Source organism: Acidobacteriota bacterium (assembly GCA_028874215.1).
Taxonomy (GTDB): domain Bacteria; phylum Acidobacteriota; class UBA6911; order RPQK01; family JAJDTT01; genus JAJDTT01.
Window position 1 is genome coordinate 1 of record JAPPLF010000097.1, and the last position, 18682, is coordinate 18682.

15 protein-coding genes and 1 pseudogene are annotated in these 18682 nt (G+C 59.7%); 6 read left to right on the plus strand and 10 right to left on the minus strand.

The window, feature by feature from the left end; genetic code table 11:
• Positions 1-48 precede the first annotated feature (48 nt).
• Positions 49-225, minus strand: a complete 177-nt coding sequence (locus OXT71_19310) for a hypothetical protein (GenBank protein MDE2928538.1) — start codon at positions 223-225, stop codon at positions 49-51.
• 94 nt (positions 226-319) lie between these two features.
• On the opposite strand from OXT71_19310, the gene OXT71_19315 reads away from it, so the two are divergent.
• The gene (locus OXT71_19315; GenBank protein ID MDE2928539.1) at positions 320-2116 is read left to right on the plus strand and encodes a CocE/NonD family hydrolase; all 1797 of its coding nucleotides are present in this window, start codon (positions 320-322) and stop codon (positions 2114-2116) included.
• Here OXT71_19315 and OXT71_19320 read toward each other — a convergent pair.
• A complete protein-coding gene (locus OXT71_19320) occupies positions 2106-3566 on the minus strand; it encodes a sodium:solute symporter family protein (GenBank protein MDE2928540.1) in 1461 nt (486 codons plus the stop codon). The genes OXT71_19315 and OXT71_19320 overlap by 11 nt on opposite strands.
• Positions 3563-3715 (minus strand): hypothetical protein, encoded by a 153-nt coding sequence (locus OXT71_19325; GenBank protein ID MDE2928541.1) that lies wholly within the window; start codon positions 3713-3715, stop codon positions 3563-3565. Before OXT71_19325 ends, OXT71_19320 begins: the two co-directional genes overlap by 4 nt.
• A gap of 245 nt (positions 3716-3960) precedes the next feature.
• Between OXT71_19325 and OXT71_19330 the strand changes: the two genes are divergently transcribed.
• Complete coding sequence (locus OXT71_19330) at positions 3961-5688, plus strand: hydantoinase B/oxoprolinase family protein (GenBank protein MDE2928542.1); 1728 nt, start codon at positions 3961-3963, stop codon at positions 5686-5688.
• Between the two features lie 67 nt (positions 5689-5755).
• Here OXT71_19330 and OXT71_19335 read toward each other — a convergent pair whose 3' ends face one another.
• On the minus strand, positions 5756-7291 hold the full coding sequence (locus OXT71_19335) for a CRTAC1 family protein (GenBank protein MDE2928543.1): 1536 nt from the start codon (positions 7289-7291) through the stop codon (positions 5756-5758).
• A 356-nt stretch (positions 7292-7647) separates the two neighbouring features.
• Between OXT71_19335 and OXT71_19340 the strand changes: the two genes are divergently transcribed.
• Entirely contained in the window at positions 7648-10572 is a 2925-nt protein-coding gene (locus OXT71_19340) for a dehydrogenase (protein ID MDE2928544.1), read from the plus strand.
• Between the two features lie 218 nt (positions 10573-10790).
• Positions 10791-12098: pseudogene (locus tag OXT71_19345) on the plus strand (amidase family protein).
• 28 nt (positions 12099-12126) lie between these two features.
• Here OXT71_19345 and OXT71_19350 read toward each other — a convergent pair.
• The 3 genes from OXT71_19350 to OXT71_19360 all read right to left on the minus strand — a co-directional run bounded on the left by OXT71_19350 (position 12127) and on the right by OXT71_19360 (position 15548).
• Positions 12127-13584: a sodium:solute symporter family protein gene (locus OXT71_19350; GenBank protein ID MDE2928545.1), complete on the minus strand. Its 1458-nt coding sequence runs from the start codon at positions 13582-13584 to the stop codon at positions 12127-12129.
• 27 nt (positions 13585-13611) lie between these two features.
• On the minus strand, positions 13612-13779 hold the full coding sequence (locus OXT71_19355) for a hypothetical protein (GenBank protein ID MDE2928546.1): 168 nt from the start codon (positions 13777-13779) through the stop codon (positions 13612-13614).
• Positions 13780-13901: 122 nt separating this feature from the next.
• Positions 13902-15548 (minus strand): GWxTD domain-containing protein, encoded by a 1647-nt coding sequence (locus tag OXT71_19360; protein ID MDE2928547.1) that lies wholly within the window; start codon positions 15546-15548, stop codon positions 13902-13904.
• Positions 15549-15829: 281 nt separating this feature from the next.
• Here OXT71_19360 and OXT71_19365 point away from each other — a divergent pair, with 281 nt between their 5' ends.
• Positions 15830-17044: a tetratricopeptide repeat protein gene (locus OXT71_19365; GenBank protein MDE2928548.1), complete on the plus strand. Its 1215-nt coding sequence runs from the start codon at positions 15830-15832 to the stop codon at positions 17042-17044.
• A 62-nt stretch (positions 17045-17106) separates the two neighbouring features.
• Positions 17107-17271, plus strand: coding sequence for a hypothetical protein (locus OXT71_19370; protein ID MDE2928549.1), 165 nt, complete (start codon positions 17107-17109; stop codon positions 17269-17271).
• On the opposite strand, the gene OXT71_19375 is transcribed toward OXT71_19370, so the two are convergent.
• The 3 genes from OXT71_19375 to OXT71_19385 form a co-directional block, all read right to left on the minus strand.
• Positions 17264-17641 carry a hypothetical protein gene (locus OXT71_19375; protein ID MDE2928550.1) on the minus strand — a complete coding sequence of 126 codons (378 nt, stop codon included), beginning with the start codon at positions 17639-17641 and terminating at the stop codon, positions 17264-17266. The two genes, OXT71_19370 and OXT71_19375, sit on opposite strands and share 8 nt — an antisense overlap.
• Before the next feature lie 195 nt (positions 17642-17836).
• Complete coding sequence (locus OXT71_19380) at positions 17837-18064, minus strand: type II toxin-antitoxin system HicA family toxin (GenBank protein MDE2928551.1); 228 nt, start codon at positions 18062-18064, stop codon at positions 17837-17839.
• A complete protein-coding gene (locus OXT71_19385) occupies positions 18057-18278 on the minus strand; it encodes a type II toxin-antitoxin system HicB family antitoxin (protein MDE2928552.1) in 222 nt (73 codons plus the stop codon). Before OXT71_19385 ends, OXT71_19380 begins: the two co-directional genes overlap by 8 nt.
• Positions 18279-18682 lie beyond the last annotated feature (404 nt).

Genomic DNA, 18682 nt, shown 5'->3' on the forward strand with positions numbered 1-18682 from the left:
AAAGAAATAACTTAGATGAGATCTCTCATCCAACACGGTAAACTTGGGCTAGGCCAACACGGAGCGTTTGACACGTATGGTGACCTGCTCCGTAAGGTCAGGCTGAACGAGCTCCGCCTGCCGCCAGAGGGTCTCGTCCAACTCGGGGATATCGCCGAAGTCGATGTTCTCGTCCTTCGTGGCTGCGATCTCTGTGGGGCTAAGGGGCCTATCGTGTTCGCTCATCGTAAGCCTCATAACACGACTGGTTTTCAGGTAGCGTGCCAAGGGGCTAGAATGGGGGCAATTCGCTTGCCTCTTCAGTACTCAGGAGTGTCCCATGCCGAACAAGTCTCGATTGCCAACCCTTCCCTTCCCGCTGATCATCCATTTGCTCGTCGGCGCCGTCCTGCCGGCAAGCGCTGCACCCCAGGGCGCGGAGGAACCCAGGTCCCAACCCGAGTATCGCATCAGGACCCAAATCAACCTGAAGGTTCCCATGCGCGACGGGGTGAATCTGGCGGCCGATGTCTTTCGCCCGGACGCACCCGGAAAATTTCCCACCTTGCTCTTGCGCAGCTACCACGGAACGCAGGGGTACATGACGATGGCCCTCTACTTCGCCCGCAGGGGCTATGCGGTGGTCATGGTGGATGTTCGAGGCCGATACGATTCGGACGGGGAGTTCGAATTCTACGTGTACGAACCGGAGGACGGCTACGACACCCAGCAATGGGTGGCGAAACAGACCTGGTGCAATGGAAAGATCGGCCTCTTCGGCCATTCCTACAACGGCTTCACCCAGTTGATGCCGGCGCCGTTGCAGAGTCCCCATGTCCTGTGCATGATCCCCAGCTCCTGCCAGCAGACCAATTTCGGCCATATCTACAACGATGGCGTGCTCCAGCTCAACGTCGTGATCACGGCCGGCCTGTTCGGTTCCGGACGTGTGCTGCAGCCCACCATCGCCGGTGTCTACTCGGGTGATCCCTTCATCGACTACGACGAGATCTATCGGCGCCTGCCGTTGATCACCGCCCTCGACGACATCGTGGAATTGCCCAACGTCAAGAAATGGATCGAGCATTCCACCTATGACGACTACTGGAAGGCGCACGGAATACGGGACAAGTACCATCTCATCCAAGCCCCCGCCTTTTTCATCAACGGCTGGTACGGCAATCTCCTCCTCGAAGGTTGGAAGAATCTGAACGGGTTTCGTCTCCAGGGAGGATCTGCCGCCGCCCGCGAGGGCACCAAGATCATCGTCGGGCCCTGGACCCACGCGGTGAATCGGGTGGACCCGGACTGGCCCGTCGACTTCGGCGACACGGCAACCTACGACGGTCTCGATTTCCACGTGCGCTGGTACGACCACTGGCTCAAGGGGATGGACAACGGCATCGGCGAGGAGCCGCCCATCAAGATCTTCGTGATGGGAGCCAACCAGTGGCGCTTCGAGAACGAGTGGCCCCTGGAGCGAACCCGATTCACGCCGTTCTATCTGCACAGTGGAGGAAGGGCCAATTCGCTCCGCGGCGACGGATCTCTGACGGCTGATGAACCCCTTCCGAATGCTCCGACGGACGGCTTCGTCTACGATCCGGAGAACCCCGTCCCCACCGTGGGTGGGCGGATTTCCACGAATCCCGAACTCCAGGGACCTCGGGACCGGCAGGCGTTGCAGGAGCGTCAGGATATTCTCGTCTACACCTCGGAGCCCCTGCAGAAGGACCTGGAAGTCACCGGACCCGTGGAACTCAAGTTGTATGCCGCATCGAGTGCCGTGGACACCGATTTCACAGCGGCCCTGAGCGACGTCTACCCGGACGGCCGGGCGATTCTCATCTGTGAGGGAATCCGGAGGGCCAGCTTTCGGGAGTCACTGGAGCACCCGACTCCCATCGAACCGGGGAAGATCTATGAATACTCGATCAGCCTTTGGGAGACGAGCAACGTCTTCAAGGCGGGTCACCGGATGCGGCTCGAGATCTCGAGCAGTGACTTTCCCCGCTACGCCCGGAACCTGAACACGGGGAACCGGTCGGGGATGAGCGCCGAGATGTTGAAGGCCCGCCAGACCATCCATCACAGCGCGCGGTACCCGTCCCGCCTGGTGCTGCCGGTCATTCCGTAGGGCCCGGCTTCTGCCCTGAGGCGGGGAAACGCGGCCGCTTCCTGCCTTCCCAACGGCTGCCCACCACCAGCACGACCAGCGAAACGAGCACTCCGACCAGGACCGGATCCATGAATCCCCAGACAAAGAAGCTGGTCCCTGCCTTGAGCTCCCGGGGGGACAAGAGTTGACACAGGATGACAGCCCCGGCGCTGGAGGTCAGGGACGCCAGCACTGTCCGGCCCCTTCTGCGCATGGAGGGAAACAGCAGGATCGCAATCAGGACGGGTGCGAGCGAGCCGCCGACAATGCGGCCCCCGATCAGGAAAAGCTCCATGAGGAAGGGGATGTAGTAATAGGTGACGCAGGCCAGGACCGCGGTCAGGAGAATGCTGGCGCGTGAGATCCAGAGCATCCTGCGGGATCCGGCATTCGGATCGATGAACCGCTGATAGATGTCGACCGTGACGTTGGATCCCATGGTGCCGATGGTCGAACTCAGGGTGGACATGTTGGCGCTCATGAGGGCCACGAAGATGATGCTTCCCAGAACCGGTCCGGCCACCTCATTGGTCAGGTTGATGAAGACTTGGTCGGCCTCCACCTCCTTCCCGAAGAAGGCGATTCCGGTCAGTCCCAACAGGGCGGGAGTGATGTACCAGAAAACACAGAAGATCCCCCCGTAGATGAAACCACGGCGCGCCGCTTCCCGGCTGCGTGCGGCGAACGCCCTCTGGGCCAAAGTCTGGTAGCCGCTGGACAGAAAGAACGCCACTGAAAACCAGCCCATGATCTCGAGAGCTTCGAAGTCTCCGGTCGGCGAAAAAAGGGTCGGATCGTCCACTTTCTGGAAGATCCCGCCAAAGCCCCCCGCGCCCTGAATCGAGAAAACCAGCAGCAGCACCGTCCCCAGCACGATGATGAAGAACTGAATCGTGTCGGTGACCAGGACGGCCCACATTCCACCCAGCGTGACATAGAGCACGGTCACGAAGTAGGTCAGAACCAGAGCCTCGAAAATGCTGATTCCGAGTGCGGCCGAGGCCACGATTGCAGTCGCCCCGATGGTCCCCGCGGTGGCCGCGAAATCGCGCAGCATCGCCACCACCAAGGCCGCCAGGCGATGAGTCGGACCGAAGAAGCGTTCCAGGATCTGGGGAGTCGTGATGACCTGGAGTTTCCACATCCTCGGAACGAGGTAGATCCCGGCCCACAGGGTTCCGATTCCCACGGCGCCCATGTGCCAGTAACCGCTCAAACCGAAGCTCTTCCCAAAGCCGGTCACGGTGATCAGAGTTACCCCGTTGATCCACGTGGCGGCCACCGAACACGCGATCAGGAAGGGTCCGACCCCCCGGCCGGCGACGGTCATGTCTTCATACGTCGCGACGCGCTTCCGGGCGCTCCAGACCCCGATTCCGATGAGCACGACGAGGTAGGCGGCGACCAAGGGCCAGAGAATGGCGTTCATGGGGAAGAATACCGAAACAGCCCCACCCAGAAGAGGAAGAAAAGACCGACCGAGAGGAAGATAACGACGAAACCGATCAGGGCGCTTTGCCAGGAGGGTTCGTTCCGGTCGAGATGATCCAGATCTTCGAAGGAGTGTTCGTCGTTCACGGAACCGTCCATGAAATGAGCACCATTATGGGTGTCAAAGCCGCTTTTGGATCGTCTCGCACTTCGCGTCCCGCACCGGGATCGCCGGGTTTGAATAGCGCAGTTGCCGTCTCGACCGGCTCACCGGAAAGCTCGACCCCGATTCCGGGACCATGGACATCTCAACGCAACCGAATAAGACTCTGGTGAGCGTTTCCTCCATGATATCGTGTTCCCACATCACCAGATAGCGCTCGCGAGGCGAGGTGCCGGAACAAGTCGATCCCATCCTTTTTGAGGTGATCCGCAACGCGCTGGTCGAGGCGACCGAAGAGATGTCGGTCTCCCTGCAGCGGACCGCGTATTCGACCAACATCAAGACTCGGCTGGATTATTCCTGTGCCTTTGTGGACCGCAGAGGACGAATGGTGGCCCAGGCCTTCTGCCAGCCCGCTCACCTGGTAACCATCGGCAGGCTGGTGCCGCGGGCCGTGGCCGAGTACGGGCCGGAAAACCTCCACCCCGGCGACATGCTCGTGGTGAACGATCCCCATCGGCAGGCGAGTCACCTCAACGACATTTTTCTGGTCGCCCCTTTTTTCCACGCCGGAGAACTGCTGGGTTACGTCACGAACACCTGCCACCACGTCGACGTCGGAGGAGGCGCGCCGGCCAGCATCGGAGCTTTCCGGGAGATCTACCAGGAGGGCTTCATTCTGCCCGTGGTCAAGCTGGTCTCCCGGGAAAAAGTGGACGCCGATATCTGGAAGATGGTGCTGGCCAATGTCAGGGCGGCACGGGAGGTGTCCGGAGACTTGCGGGCGCAGATCGCGGCCAACAAGATGGGCATGCGCCGCTTGGCGGCTCTCGTGGAACGCTATGGAATCGAGAAGCTCAAATCCTATATGGAAAGGCTGCTCGAATACACGGAGCAGCGGACCCGCAGCGAAATGGAGAAACTGCCCCGGGGAAGCTACGAGGCCGAAGGATGGCTGGACGACGACGGAATCACCGACCGGCCGGTGCACTTGAAGGCGCGGGCGACCCTGGACGGGGAAACCATCACCTTTGACTTCACCGGCTCGGACCGGCAGCGCTGGGCGCCCATGAACAGCAACTTGACTCAGACCTTTACCGCCTGTGTCTACGTGTTGAAGTGCCTGGTGGATCCGGACATACCGGTCAACGACGGCTTTTACCAGCCGATCCGCGTGATTGCGCCGAGTGGTTCGGTCGTGAACGCTCGGCATCCGGCCGCCATCGTCGGCGGCTGGGAGGTCTCCGTCCGCCTTTGCGAGATCCTTTTCCAAGCGCTCTCCCAAGTTCTGCCCAACGCGGTTCCGGCAGGTACCAAGGGGATGATGTGCCAGGTCGGTTTCGGGGGTCGAGATCCGAAAAGCGGCGAATACTACACCTATTACGAGAGTCTGGCGGGAGGGTACGGCGGCCGCGTCGGCTCGGACGGACCGGACGCGGTGCAGACCCATATGCAGAACACCCAGAACGCACCCATCGAGGAGACGGAGCTCAACTACCCGGTTCGCATCACACGGTACAGCCTGATCCCTGATTCGGAGGGTCCGGGCCGGTTCCGGGGTGGTCTGGGCCTGTGTCGCGAATATCTCTTTCCCGGCCACAAAGCGGTCTTCACCTCGCTCTCCGACCGGGCCAGGTTCGCGCCGCACGGACTGTTCGGGGGAGAGGCAGGGAAACTGGCCCGCTATCTGGTGATTACCGATGGGGAGGAACGGAAGTTCTCGTCAAAGGCCACGGTGCACCTCGCTGAGGGAGAAACCGCCCGAATCGAGACCTGTGGCGGCGGGGGCTACGGTCCTCCCCTCGCCCGTGACGTGGAACTTGTCCAGCGGGATGTCAGGGAGGGCAAGATCAGCCGGCAGCGAGCCAGGAAGCGGTACGGCGTTGCGATCGCTCCTGACGGCTCGATTGAACCGGCTGTAACCGACCGGTTGCGTTCGCGTCGCGGGTCCCTTTGAAGAAGCCGAATAACATTCGAATCGACCGGATTTTTCGGGAGAGTTCCTGATAAGCCTGCCGTCGCATTCACCAGCTTCCCATCGATTCACCCTCGACGATCGTCAGAATCCGGCCGGCCTTGATTTTTTCCAGGGTATCCCGGCCACCGCCGGGCCAGACGATCTCGATCCGATCCACCTCCTCGCTCGTCCCCAGCCCGAAATGCAAACGAAGGTCGTTGTGGGACAAGTAGTTTCCGCCGCTCCGGATTCGCCGATTCAGGACCCTATCGCCGGTCACGGCCTTTACCTTCGCGCCAACTGCTGACCGGTTCCCGGGGCGGCCCACCAGACGAAGCTGGAGCCAGTGTCCACTGTTGCCTCCATTGTTTCGCAAGAGGGTGAGAGTGTCGTCTATGGCCAGGACCGCCAAATCGAGGTCCCCGTCATTGTCATAGTCACAAGCCGCGGCCCCCCGGCTCGATTTGGGAGGCAGGCGCGCGAGCCCGGCCGCCCCGGAAACATCCTCGAACCGGAAGCCCCCGGCACCTCGAAACAAGAGATCCTGCTGCTTGTAGTTGAGACTCTCGATTTCCGAGGCCTGCGGATAGAGGTGCCCGTTGGCCATGAAGAGATCCAAGGCACCGTCGTTGTCAAAGTCTCCAAAAATGGTGGCCCAGCCCAGGTAGGGGATTGTGATTTTTCCCAGTTTGGCTTGAAACGATATCTCTTCGAAATTGAAGTTCCCGAAACTTCGAAACAAGGGATAGTAGTCTTCGGAGAACGTCGTCACGAATAAATCGGTGCGTCCGTCATTTCCGATGTCTCCCAGAGCCACGCCCATGTTGGCCTGAGCCCGGCCTTCCCGGTTGTAGGCGACTCCCGCCAGCAGAGCGAGTTCCTGGAAGGTCCCATCCTTCCGGTTCTGATAGAGATAATTCTGTCCGGCGTCGTTGGTAACGAAAAGCTCGGGAAAACCGTCATTGTCCAGGTCCTCGAACACGGCGGAAAACCCGTAACCCAATTGCTTGTCGGCGACGCCGGCCGCTGCCGTCACCTCACGAAAAGTCCCGTCTCCCAGGTTCCGATAGAGCACATCGGGAGCTCCCTTCAGGCCCAAGGGGCCGCACATGACCGGCAGTCCGCGGTATTTGCAGGACGCTCCCCCGGTCGGGGGATTTTTGAGATCGAAATCGATATACCGGCTGACATAAAGATCGACCCAACCGTCGCGATCATAGTCGCCAAAGGTCGCTCCGGTGCTCCACCAGTGACCCCCGCCGACGTTGGCGCCGCCGGTCACGTTAGTGAATGTTCCATTGCCATTATTTCGATAAAGGATATCTTCTCCGTAATTGGTGACGAACAAGTCGATAAAACCGTCGTTGTCGTAGTCGGCGGCCACCACTCCGTTCCCCAGGCCCGAGCCCGGAATACCGGCTTTTCGAGTCACCTCGGTAAAGGTGCCGTCCGCGTTGTTTCGGAACAGGAAATTGGGAGCCCGGGAAGCATCCGTCTCACCCTCGAAGAGATTCTCCAGCGAGATCCCATTGACGATATAAAGGTCCATCCACCCGTCGTTGTCGTAGTCGATCCAGGCACAGCCGCTCCCGTTTCCCTCCACAATGAACTTTTTATCAATAGTCCCACAAGTGGTGGCTATATTCAGTCCGGCTGCCTCGCTCACGTCTTCGAAAATCGTTTGGTAGTTTTGTGAAGTCGCTCGAACCCAAGATCCTGAGAGGAGCAGAAACCCAGAGAGCAATATGCGGAATAAAAAGGGCATGTTTATATGTATTGGTTCGAATTGCCCTGTTTTACACTCGGCGCCGGTGCCACTTGACCGGTGGTCGGCTTCATAGTATCAATCTCGTAACCTTGTTGCGTCGCGGGTCCTCTCATTTATTTGTTTTTCTGCTTTGCCTTTTCTGGGTCGTGAACTGTGGGCAGCCGGGCCCGCCCTACACTCCCGCGGAGGCCTTGGCAACCTTCATTGTCGAAAACGGCTTTCGAATCGAAGTCTTCGCCTCCGAACCGATGGTTCTCGACCCTGTTGCGATGGAAATCGATGAGCATGGCCGCGTGTTTGTCGTCGAGATGCCCGGCTATCCATTGAACACCGGGGCGACCGGGCGCGTGAAACTGCTGGAAGACACCAACCGGGACGGTTTTCCCGATCGAAGCACGGTATTCGTCGACGGACTCGTGCTTCCCACCGGGGTTCTGAAATGGAAGGACGGTATTCTGGTTACGGATGCGCCCAATGTCTGGTACTTCGAAGACACGGACGGCGACAACCGTGCCGATCTCCGAACGGCCGTGCTGACCGGCTTCGCCCTCTCCAACCCTCAGCACACGGTCAGCACTCCAGTCTATGGACTGGACAACTGGATCTATCTCGCCAATGAACCGGCGATCAGAACGATTGTCTTCCAAGACAAATTCGGCGATCCGGGTTCCAAGAAAAGGTTCCCCGACCGCAGCGACGGGCCCCAACTGGACAGTGTCACCGGCAATCTCCGCTTTCGCCCGGACACTTTCGAGCTGGAGGCCCTTTCCGGCACCTCTCAATTCGGACTGAGCTTCGATCGATGGGGACGCCAATTCCTCGTCACCAACGGCCGGCATATACGCCAGGAGGTCGTTGCCGCTGCCTACCTGGGGCGAAACCCGTCCTTGCGCGCCGCTTCTCCGGTAGCGGACATTCCAGATCACACCACACGCGTCTATCCCATCACCCATAACCCCGAGCACCGAATTCTCACGGGTCCGGGCAACTTTACGTCGGCTTGTGGACTTTCGATCTATTTGGGAGGACTCTTCCCCCCTCCATACGATGAAGTCTCTTTTGTCGCCGAACCGGCCCACAACCTGGTTCACTGCGACGTTCTGAAAGACAACGGGGTCACGCTGCAGGCCAGCCGAAGTGGCGAAGAGACGGAGTTCCTGGCCTCCACGGACAGTTGGTTCCGACCGGTCAATCTGTATACCGGACCGGACGGAGCTCTCTACGTCGTCGACTATTACCGCCGGATCGTTGAGCACCCGGAGTGGATGTCCGACGAGTTCCACAGCCAGGACAGCGGACCCCAGGTTCTTTACGAAGGGAGCCGACAAGGCCGAATCTACCGAATCACTCCCGACTCCGAAGAGCCGGTTCCCTTGGTGCCGGACTTTCCTCTCGGAAGGGCCTCGGATCCGGTCCTGGTCGAATATTTGAACCATCCAAACGTCTGGTGGAGGATGCACGCCCAGCGGCTGCTCGTTGGCCGTCAGAGCGTAGGTGCCATCGATCGTCTGATCGAGATCGCCACCGGCGGTAGCCGGCCCGATGCGCGAGTGCATGCTTTGTGGACTCTGGAAGGCCTGGGGAAACTGGACGCCTCTCTCATCCAAAGTGCCCTGGGAGATCCGGTGCCAGGGGTCCGAGAGAACGCGGTCCGCCTGGCTGAGCCGCGATTGGAGGCGTCGCCCGGGCTGGCGGATCGATTGCTGGCAATGACCGGGGATGCTCACCCCAGAGTGCGCTTCCAACTTCTGTGTACGCTGGGGTGGCTGGACTCGCCCGGCGCCCGCAACGCCCGCCGCCAATTGCTGATGCGGGACATTGACGACGAATGGATGCAAATTGCGGCTCTCAGCGCCGCCGGCGTCCGGCCGCTCGATCTGTTCGACACTGGCGTGGCCGAATTCGGCGACGAAGCTTCAAAGGAGAGAATCGCTTTCATTCGCCGGATCGCCGCCATGGTCGCTGCCGATCCCGACCCTTCGGGGGTCACGAAACTCTTGCGCAAGGTAGCGAATGCCAGGAGACCAGGATCCGATTGGTGGCGTGCGGCCGCTCTGGAGGGCTTGGCCGAGGGAATCGGGCAAGGCTCGAAGGGCGCCGCGGAGGGGCTTTCGACAAACCAGCTCCTCGACTTGTACCAGGCATCGACCCTGCCGGTGCAAAAGGCAACGCTCCAATTGCTGGAACTCATTGAGAAACCCCTCAGTCCAGCACCGGAATCCCTCATCACGGACCTCTTGGACAGGATCGAAGATCAAGCGGCAGACCCTGCTCTAAGGGCCGACTCGGTGCGCCTTCTGGCCCTCTTCGGTGTGAACTCCAGGTTCGCCCTGTTCAGCTCACTCCTCGATCCGCAGGAGCCGCCGGAGGTGCAGACCGCTGCGGTGCGCGCTTTGGGGCAGATCGAAGGGATCGAGTCTGGCCGATTGTTCATCTCCAAATGGAGGGAACTGACTCCTCCGGTCCGCCTCGCGGCCACCGTAGCGCTGCTATCCAGGCCGGAGTTCGTAGAGCTGTTGGTGACCGGGATCGAAAATGAAGAGGTCCCATTCTGGACGATCAATCAAGGCCACAAGATTCGCCTGGTCATGCAGGAGGAGGCTGCAATACGGCTCCGCGTCCACGAACTCTTGCGCAAGTTGGAGGGGGAACGACTCCGAGTTCTGGAACGCTACCGGGCGGCCCTGAGTCTTTCCGGGGATGCATTCCAGGGAGCTCAGGTCTTCAAGGACAGCTGTGACAAATGCCATCAGATCGACGGTGTCGGTGGCCGCTTCGGCCCCGATCTCGGGACGGTGCGGCATCGGTCGCGGGAGGAGTTGCTCACCAACATCATGTTGCCCAGCCAATCGATCTCAGACAATTACGAACTGTACGTGATCGAGTTGAACAATCGGGTTCTCCAGGAGGGAGTCGTCGGCTCGCAGACGCCTGTGTCCGTGACCTTGCTGCGCGAAGACGGCACCGAGACCGTGATTGCCAGAGAAAATATTCGACGGATGTACTCGTCGGCCGTGTCGGGAATGCCGGAAGGCCTCGAGGAGGAGATCAGCGTCCGGGAAATGGCTCATCTGTTGAGTTTTCTGACCACCTCGTCCGTTCCACCGATTCAATAGTCCCCAACTGGAAGCACGGTTCAGGATCTGCTTCCATGTGGCCGGGGAAGGCCCTCCGCAAATCGGGAAGGACACTTGAGGATCGTTCAATGCCAAGTGAAAGACCGTCCGGACGCATCAGAAGACCCTCGGTGGATGAAATACGGACTCTTGCCGCCAGGGAATACATCGACCTGTCCCAACAGGAGGCTGCCGACCTCGGGTCCCTTCTGAATGGAATGCTTGTGGACGTGGAGCGCCTCCAAGATCTGCGTGTCTCCGGATTGAAGGTCAAATACGAGGATCGGGACCCAGGCTACCGGCCGTCACCGGAGGAGGATCCCTGCAACGCCTTCATTCGAAAATGCCGCGTGAAGGGTGCGCCCACCGGGAAGCTGGCCGGTAAGACTGTCGGACTCAAAGACAACATCAGGGTGGCCGCCGTTCCCATGACCAACGGCTCGCGCCTCCTTGCCGAGTACGTCCCCGGCGTCGACGCCACGGTGACCGAGCGCCTTCTGGATGCCGGCGCGACCATCGTCGGCAAGTTGAACATGGATAGTTTCGGCATGGGCGGCACCAACGAAACCAGCGACTTCGGCCCGGTCCGCAACCCCCACAACATCGAGTGTTCCGCCGGCGGGTCATCGGGCGGCAGCGGGGCGGCGCTGGCGGCCGGCGAGGTCGATCTCGCCTTGGGCGTCGACGAGGGAGGCAGCGCGCGCATCCCGGCATCCTGGTGCGGAGTCGTCAGCATCAAGCCCACGCATGGCTTGGTTCCGGCCTTCGGCCTTTCCTATCTCGACCACACCCTGGACGAGGTCTGCCCCATGGCCAGATCGGTGCGGGACGTGGCGCTGACCCTGGAAGCCATAGCGGGAGAGGATCCCAGAGACCCGCAGTGGGTTCGGGGACCCATACAGGTCGAGAACTACAGCAAGGCTCTCCAGGAGGACGTCTCCGGTCTCCGGCTGGGAGTCATCAAAGAGTCCATGGATTGGAATCAGTCGGAGTCTGATGTCGGCCGAGCGGTCTGGGAAGCCGCCGGAAAGCTGCGAGCCCGCGGCGCCTCCGTGGAAGAGGTCTCCATTCCCTGGTGGAAGAACGCCTGGCCGGTTCTGCTGTCCATCATCGGGCATTCGCTGGCGGCCATGGTCGAGTCGGACCTGGAAGGCTACTGGCGGGGGGGCATGTGCGACCCGGATTGGCAGGAGGCTTTCGGCAGGGCCCGCAGAGCCGGCAGCGACGGATTCCCTCCCCTGCTCAAAGTCTGGATGGTCATGGGCAAATATCTCAGGCGCGAGTATTGCAGCGTCTATTTTTCCAGGGCCCAGAACCTGAGGCTCGCCATGACGCAAAATCTGGACGAGATGTTCGAAGCGTACGATGTCCTGGTCACTCCCACTACTCCCCTGAAGGCCATCAAGTTGACTCCGTCAAGCCGGGCCGGGTCCTGGGAAGGGAGAGGTTCGATTGAAATGAACCGCAACACCTGCCCTCTCAACGTCACGGGCTTTCCCGCTATGTCGGTTCCCTGTGGATTTGGTGACAATGGCCTGCCGATCGGAATGCAGCTCATCGGCCGGCGTTTTCGCGAGAGCCTGCTCTTTCAGGTGGCATCCCAGGTTGAGCGGGAGGCCTCTCCATCCTTGCACCAACCAACAGCGCAAGCACCGTCGCCGCCGTCCCCGGGATACAGGGATGCCAGTGCCAGACGTAGGCGATCCCCTTGATCTCGGCGGCGCTCTGCTGGCCCAACCAGGTGAACAGAATGGTCACACTCGCCCCGGCGACCATGGCGGACAGCACCGTCGCGGGCATTCGCCGCAGCGGCCGGTGGAAGATCAAGCCGACCAGGACGGGAGCAAGCGCCGAACCCAGAACCCGCTGGCCCACCAGGAAGACTTCGAGGGTCATGGGCAGGGCATAGGCGAACAGGCCCCCCAGGATCGCGCTTCCCGCCACCGCGACGCGCGCCGCGGTCACCATTTCGCCCTGGGTTGCGGCCGGCTTGATATGGCGTTGGTACAGGTCGATGGTCAGGTAGGAGGCCACCGACATCAGGGCGCTGTCCAGCGTGGACATGGCGCCGGCGATGGCCCCGGCGAGCACGAAGCTCACCAGCAGGACGGGCAGTCCCTCTGACATGAGACGGAAGAAAACGTGGTTGGGCTCCGTTCCAACACCGAAGGAGGCGCGACCCAAGAGGCCCAAAGCGTGGGGAAGGATGTAGAAGAAGGTGCACAGAATGCCGCCGTACAAGAAGCCGAGTTGCGCCTCCCGGGTGCTCCTGGCCGACAAACCACGCACAAACAGCGCGTGGTAGACCATGGCGATCACGATTCCCTCGACGACCCAGCCGGCCATCGTTCCGAATTCCAGCGTCCCGGTGAAAGAGACCATCTCTGCGGGAAGCCGTCCCGTGAACCCGGTCCATCCACCCAGTTTTGTCACTCCGATGACGAAGATCGAAATGCCAGTTGCCGTCAGCATTACGGCCTGGATGGAGTCGGTCCAGAGCACCGCCCACTGACCACCCAGCAAGACGTAGACGATGGTGACCCCCAGGACCATCATCAGCGCCGGAACGAAGCCGATACCCAGAAAGAAAGAGATCAGGATCACGCTGGCAAGGATGGTTCCGGCAATCGCACCCATATCCCCGATGAACACCAGGATCAATGTCACCAGCTTGTGCCGGGCGCCGAAGAGCCTGTCTACGAGCTGAGGCACGGTCAGGACACCGGTGCGCCGAACCTTGGGGATGACGTAGAGGCCCAGCCAGGCGGTGGCCCCCATGTAGGAGAAATGGATCCAATAGAATGAGATTCCGAGGTCGTAGGAGCCGCCCGTGCCGCCGACGAAGGTACCCACACCGACCCAGGTGGCCAGAATGGAGAGGCTGATCATCCACCGGTTCGCCCTCCGGCCCGCGACCAGGAAATCCTCCACGCCCCGGATCCTTCTGGACAGGACCGCCCCGAGAACCATGAGGCCTGCGATGTAGAGGAGAACGAGAGACCAGAGAAGCATTTCAGTTGCTACCGGCGTGATTTCCGGTCACCCGCCGAGGGCCTTCGAAACCAGGAAGAGCCACGCCAGACCCAGCAGTTGCAGGACCAGGAGCGTGAGGATGGGGTTCAGGCGCGGGACCCGAGCCTCGTCCAGGGCTTTCATCAGTTCCTCGGGGCCTGAGCCTCTTTGAAGGTCGTTGTCAGTCGACTTCACAGTATCCTCCCGGCCGCTTCCGCAGTGGGCTTCGAACATTTCGCCGGATTGTACATTGGATCTTCCGGCGAATGCCGGAGGTTGCGAAGGGTTGAAAACTGGAACGGGGCGAGGTTCGCGAACTAACCTGAGCTGGCCTGGGGGCTCTTCACGACTTCAAACGATTCTTCCGCGGTCACCTTCTCGTCGCTGATGCGATCCTGAACCAGGACCTGGACGCGGTACTTTCCGGCCTTCAGGTGTCTCAGAGGCAACCCTTTGATCAGCACGACTCGCCGAGGGGAATAAAACTGGATCGATTGTCCATTCTGGTCCAGAGTTTCCGTATAGACCTCGCCGTTCTGGGAAGAGATTTTGTAACTGATTTCGAGTGAGGGCGTCTCGTCTGTCTGATCCAGCGCCGCATTGTAGATCTGCAGGTAAACCCCCAGACGCCCGTCGCTGGAGAATTCTCTCTTCAGGCTGGGATGAATCCAGACGTCTCCCAGAACGAACATCTGGTCGTCCTTGGGGATTTCGCCGAGCTGCCGGATAAACTGGGACAGAATCAACGAACTGCCGACGAGCTTCTCTTTCGGAAAGGACGGCGAGATGATGGCCCGGCGGACGGCGCCGACCTTCGTGCCCCGGAGATCCTTGACCACCAGATCGATCTTGTAGCGCATCCTGGGGTCCAGTATGAGGTGCTTTTGATACAGGGAATGCGTTTGAAGGGCCTGCTGAAAGACTTCCGGCGGGTAGGAAATGATCAGGTCGTTTTCAAACTCCGCGACAACCTGGTTGGTAATACTGGTGACCAGGCCATAGACCGCCACCTCTGCAACGTATCCGCCCTCTTCCTGCTTGAAGGTCAGGTTCTTGTTCTCCACCTGAATCGTGACCGGAACCAGAACCTTCTGCTGGTTCAGTCTAAAGTAGTCCTGACGAGTCTCCAGGGGAAGCGTCTCGTAGGAGATACCGACCTTCACCAGTTCCTGAAGATCCTTGTATTTGATCTGCAAGGGCCGTTGCACCCTCGCGTACGTCTCGTACCGGACGAAAGGGTTGTCCTTGGCACGCTGGTTCATGAAGGGATAGCGCTGCGAATTGCCGGGAGTGAAGTAGGGACGGTCCTTCTTGGTGGCCAACCGCATCTGTTCGGCGACCGTCTTTCCGGCTCCGGGGACACGCAGAAAAGCGTCCTTTTCGTCCGGAACCATGGTCAGCCGGTATTCGCCCGTGAGACTGTTGTCGACGAACTCCAACTCGACGTCGTTTCCGATCCCTTCAATATGGCGATAGCGCCAGATTTCAAAGGGGAAGGTGCTGGTGGTGCCCCCTCCTTCATAAAAGGGTCGCTGGTAAACGCCGCCCGACGGATAACGTTCAATCTCAGCGGGTGGGCCGTGAATGATATAGATACGGCCCCGGTCTACCTTCCACCCCGGTATGCCACTTGAGAAATTGTCGTTTGCATAGGCGATTCGGCGATAATGTTCTTCCTTGAATTCATTCACGGCCGTGATCCGGTCCGGATCGCGCCGCAGCCAGAACTGTTCAATAAATTGCTCTTTTTCCTCCGGGGTCGTCAGCTTCTCGAAGACCGTCCTCTCTTCTTCCAGGATGATGTGAACGACATCCTCGTTCAGCCACCGCTCGAAATGGTCCTGCCGCTCTTCCTGCGCTTGCCTTTCCTGCTCCTTCTTGCTCTGAACAGGTGCAAGACCAACTGAAAAACCAAGAGACAGCAGGGAGTGGGCCACCAACGCTGCCAGGCAGATAACTCTCATGGAAGAAACGACTTAGAGTCTAATTGGGCACAATCCTATCCACTGCTCACCGGGCAGTCAATGGCCAGCACCCATTGTGGGTGCCCTCTTCATTGGAAACCGACCCTGACCCGGTCGACCGCCGGGACATGGCGTGGGTGTCACGGGGTGGCCCCCGATCGATCCCGGCCACCTGCACCGGGAGGTCTTCTGCTTTCCATCGTGGCGGCATGAGGAGTAGTATTCTACTAGCACGATACGGTATTGGCCTTCTGAGACACATCCACTAAGGTAGGTCGCCGATGTTCAAGATATCCTCTATTGCCGTTTGCCTGCTCCCTTTCCTGGTGGCGCCCGGCGCAGCTCAGCAACAGGGACAACCGTCCGAAAAGAAACCGCCTGAGTTCCGCAGGGAGGGACAAACCATCGATCAGGGTCGCCGCCAAAGACCAGTCTATATTCAGGGCAAAGTCGTTACGGATGATGGAATCGTGCCGACCGAGCAAGTTCTCGTCGACCTGGTTTGCAACGGGTCCGTGTACCGGCAAAGCTACACCTCGGCCAGCGGTACTTTCAGTTTCGAAATAGGAACTTCAAGGCAGGTTGTTCCGACAGCCTCCATGGACGCCAGTGTATCGACGCCTCCGTCCAATCTCTTCGGCTCCAATGCCAGAAAGCTCAGCGCCAAGGAACAGAACTTTGGCGGTGGTCATCCGTTGAGCTTCGATTCACTGAACCTGGCGACGTGCGAGTTGCAAGCCCATTTGCCGGGATTTCGATCCGAAAAGGTTCCCCTGGGACTCCGCAAGTCGTTGGACAATCCGGACGTGGGGCTGATCGTCTTGTACCGTCTCGGAAGCGGTCACGGCACCGTCGTCAGCAGGAGCACACTGCAGGCACCCAAAAAGGCCAGACAAGCCTTTGACAAGGCGGTGAAAGAGCTCAGAAAAAAGAAGACCGACTATTCAAGGGCGGCACGGAGTCTGGAACGAGCCGTAAAACGGTATCCCCAATTTTCCGAGGCCTGGAATCTCCTGGGGGAAGTCCGATTGGCGCTTCGGGACGGGTCCGGAGCCCGGGAGGCATTCCGGCGCTCGGTGGCCGAGGAGCCAAACTACATCACCCCCTATCTCACCCTCGCCAAGATTCAGGTGAGACGACAGGAGTGGGAAGATGTGGCCCAGCTTACGAATCGAGTCATAGAACTCAGCCCCGATCTGACACAGGCTTATTACTTCAACGCCGTGGCGGAAGTTTCCTTGGGACAGTTCGAATTGGCGGAAGAGAGAATTCGTCACGTCAGGCAGAGTAGCGAGGCCGCCAACTACCCCGTGGCCCATTACCTCTTGGGAATGATCATGGTCAAGAAAGGGGATGTCGCCGCAGCGGCCAACGAGTTTCGCCAGTTCCTGCAGGTGAATCGCAATCCGAAAATGGTGGACCCGATCAGAAAGCAGTTGCAGGAATGGGAGGAACTGGGTCTGATCGCGGTCACTACGAGTGAAGAGCCCAACTGAGTCTGGTGGGGCGGTCCCACTATTGTGCAATGCAGTGTGGACGGGGATCCGTCCAGACGCAGATGGAGCAGTATCCCGCCCAGGTCGAAGAATTGGTGGCCGCCGGGGACTATACGGGTGCTCACGCCCTGATGGGCAAGATCGGGGAGTTCCGCTCCCAGGAGCCACAGGTGTTGCGATTGAGGCCAACCTGCGCGGTCCAGGAGAAATCAAATCAGCTTATTTGAGGCTGTAGAGGTTTGTCCTCTCTGCTTCCGGCAGATTCTTGACGCGATTGTGAAGTTCGGCACAGTATTTTTTGCGGTCGAACTTCTTGGCGGCTTCTTCCAGGCGGAACTCCTGCAACAACCGACGACAGAGAGCGTCAAGGTTCTCTTCAAAGGTAACGCCGCTGCTAAAACCGTACTTCAACCCATCGCGCATCACGTAAAACTCGGGCCTTTTGTCGGTGTCCCACACATACGGATTCTGATCCGTCGCTCGGGCCGCGAGATTCACCCCCAAGTACCCCGTCAGGTACTTGTAGGTAACTTGCACGTAGCACCCCTTGGAGTCATCCAACTGAAACGTCTCGTCTTGGTATTTATATGCTTTCATGGGTGTTAGCTGCTCTTAAATTGAGGCCTGGAGGCATCGGGGGAAGGTGTCTCCCGTTGAGACCTGCTGACCGCCACATTTTCGGGTCATGAACTACGATGCCCTGCTTGGTGGCCAGGTGCTCGCTGACCGGGATCGACTCAGCGACAGCTCGAGCTCTTTCCTCCGGAGCTCCGGCGGCCAGCACAGTTGATCTCATGATCGCACCTCGAATTCCGAACGGGGTAGGCCGGACTGGCGAATGATCGACATCAACGTGCCAGTGCGTAGCTCTCGGTGATTGGGCACTGGAACGGTGATCGTTCCATCGTCATCCGCTTTCTGCATCGCGATGTGGCTGCCGCGCCTCCTCGCCTCCGTGAACCCATTGGCAGCGAGAATGCGGCACACCTCGCGACCGGACAGGACGCGCAGTCTAGCCAACCGCGACCTCGATCTGGGTCACATAGACTTCGCCACGCAGACGGCGGTTGACTTCGTCGGTGGACGCGGTCTCGAAAAACAGGGTGAGGGCCTCGGCAAGATTGTCGCGCGCCTCGACCACCGTCTCCCCTTGGCTCGCGACATCTACCTCCGGGCAGATAGCCACATAGCCATCACCCTCGCGTTCCACGATTGCGGTCAAGTGTCTGGTCATTACTGTCTCCCTTTCCAAGACTGGCCGGTTCCGTGTCTCAGGTGCGTGGAGATAACTTGTAGCAAATCAGAGGTGCTCAAGTCAGGTGTTGACAAGGGTGCCAGCAGGTGACTCCATCGGGGCTTCACGTGCAGTCGTTTTCTCTCAGCGTGTCCCAGATTCGCTCGAGCAATGCAGGTAGGGGAACATCGGGAATCCGTCAGCTCCGCTCTGAGTCGTCCCTCTTCTGGTTGGAGGATTCCCGCCATGATGTCGTATCCGCTGGGCACTCGCTCTCCTATTCTCTTCATCTTAACCCGTCGAGATCGACACGCCAGCGCAGGTTCGTTCGAAGGTCACGGCCACTCCCCCCGTTTGAAGAAATCCCCGCTCTGCCGCGGGGCGCTGGCGGAGCCTGAACGTCG

Excerpts from the sequence above, each read along its gene's own strand:
- OXT71_19375 (MDE2928550.1), bottom strand. The coding sequence starts at position 17,641 with ATGAAAGCATATAAATACCAAGACGAGACGTTTCAGTTGGATGACTCC.
- OXT71_19350 (MDE2928545.1), bottom strand. The coding sequence starts at position 13,584 with ATGCTTCTCTGGTCTCTCGTTCTCCTCTACATCGCAGGCCTCATGGTT.
- OXT71_19310 (MDE2928538.1), bottom strand. The coding sequence starts at position 225 with ATGAGCGAACACGATAGGCCCCTTAGCCCCACAGAGATCGCAGCCACG.
- OXT71_19370 (MDE2928549.1), top strand. The coding sequence starts at position 17,107 with ATGGAGCAGTATCCCGCCCAGGTCGAAGAATTGGTGGCCGCCGGGGAC.
- OXT71_19360 (MDE2928547.1), bottom strand. The coding sequence starts at position 15,548 with ATGAGAGTTATCTGCCTGGCAGCGTTGGTGGCCCACTCCCTGCTGTCT.
- OXT71_19320 (MDE2928540.1), bottom strand. The coding sequence starts at position 3,566 with ATGAACGCCATTCTCTGGCCCTTGGTCGCCGCCTACCTCGTCGTGCTC.
- OXT71_19365 (MDE2928548.1), top strand. The coding sequence starts at position 15,830 with ATGTTCAAGATATCCTCTATTGCCGTTTGCCTGCTCCCTTTCCTGGTG.
- OXT71_19315 (MDE2928539.1), top strand. The coding sequence starts at position 320 with ATGCCGAACAAGTCTCGATTGCCAACCCTTCCCTTCCCGCTGATCATC.
- OXT71_19385 (MDE2928552.1), bottom strand. The coding sequence starts at position 18,278 with ATGACCAGACACTTGACCGCAATCGTGGAACGCGAGGGTGATGGCTAT.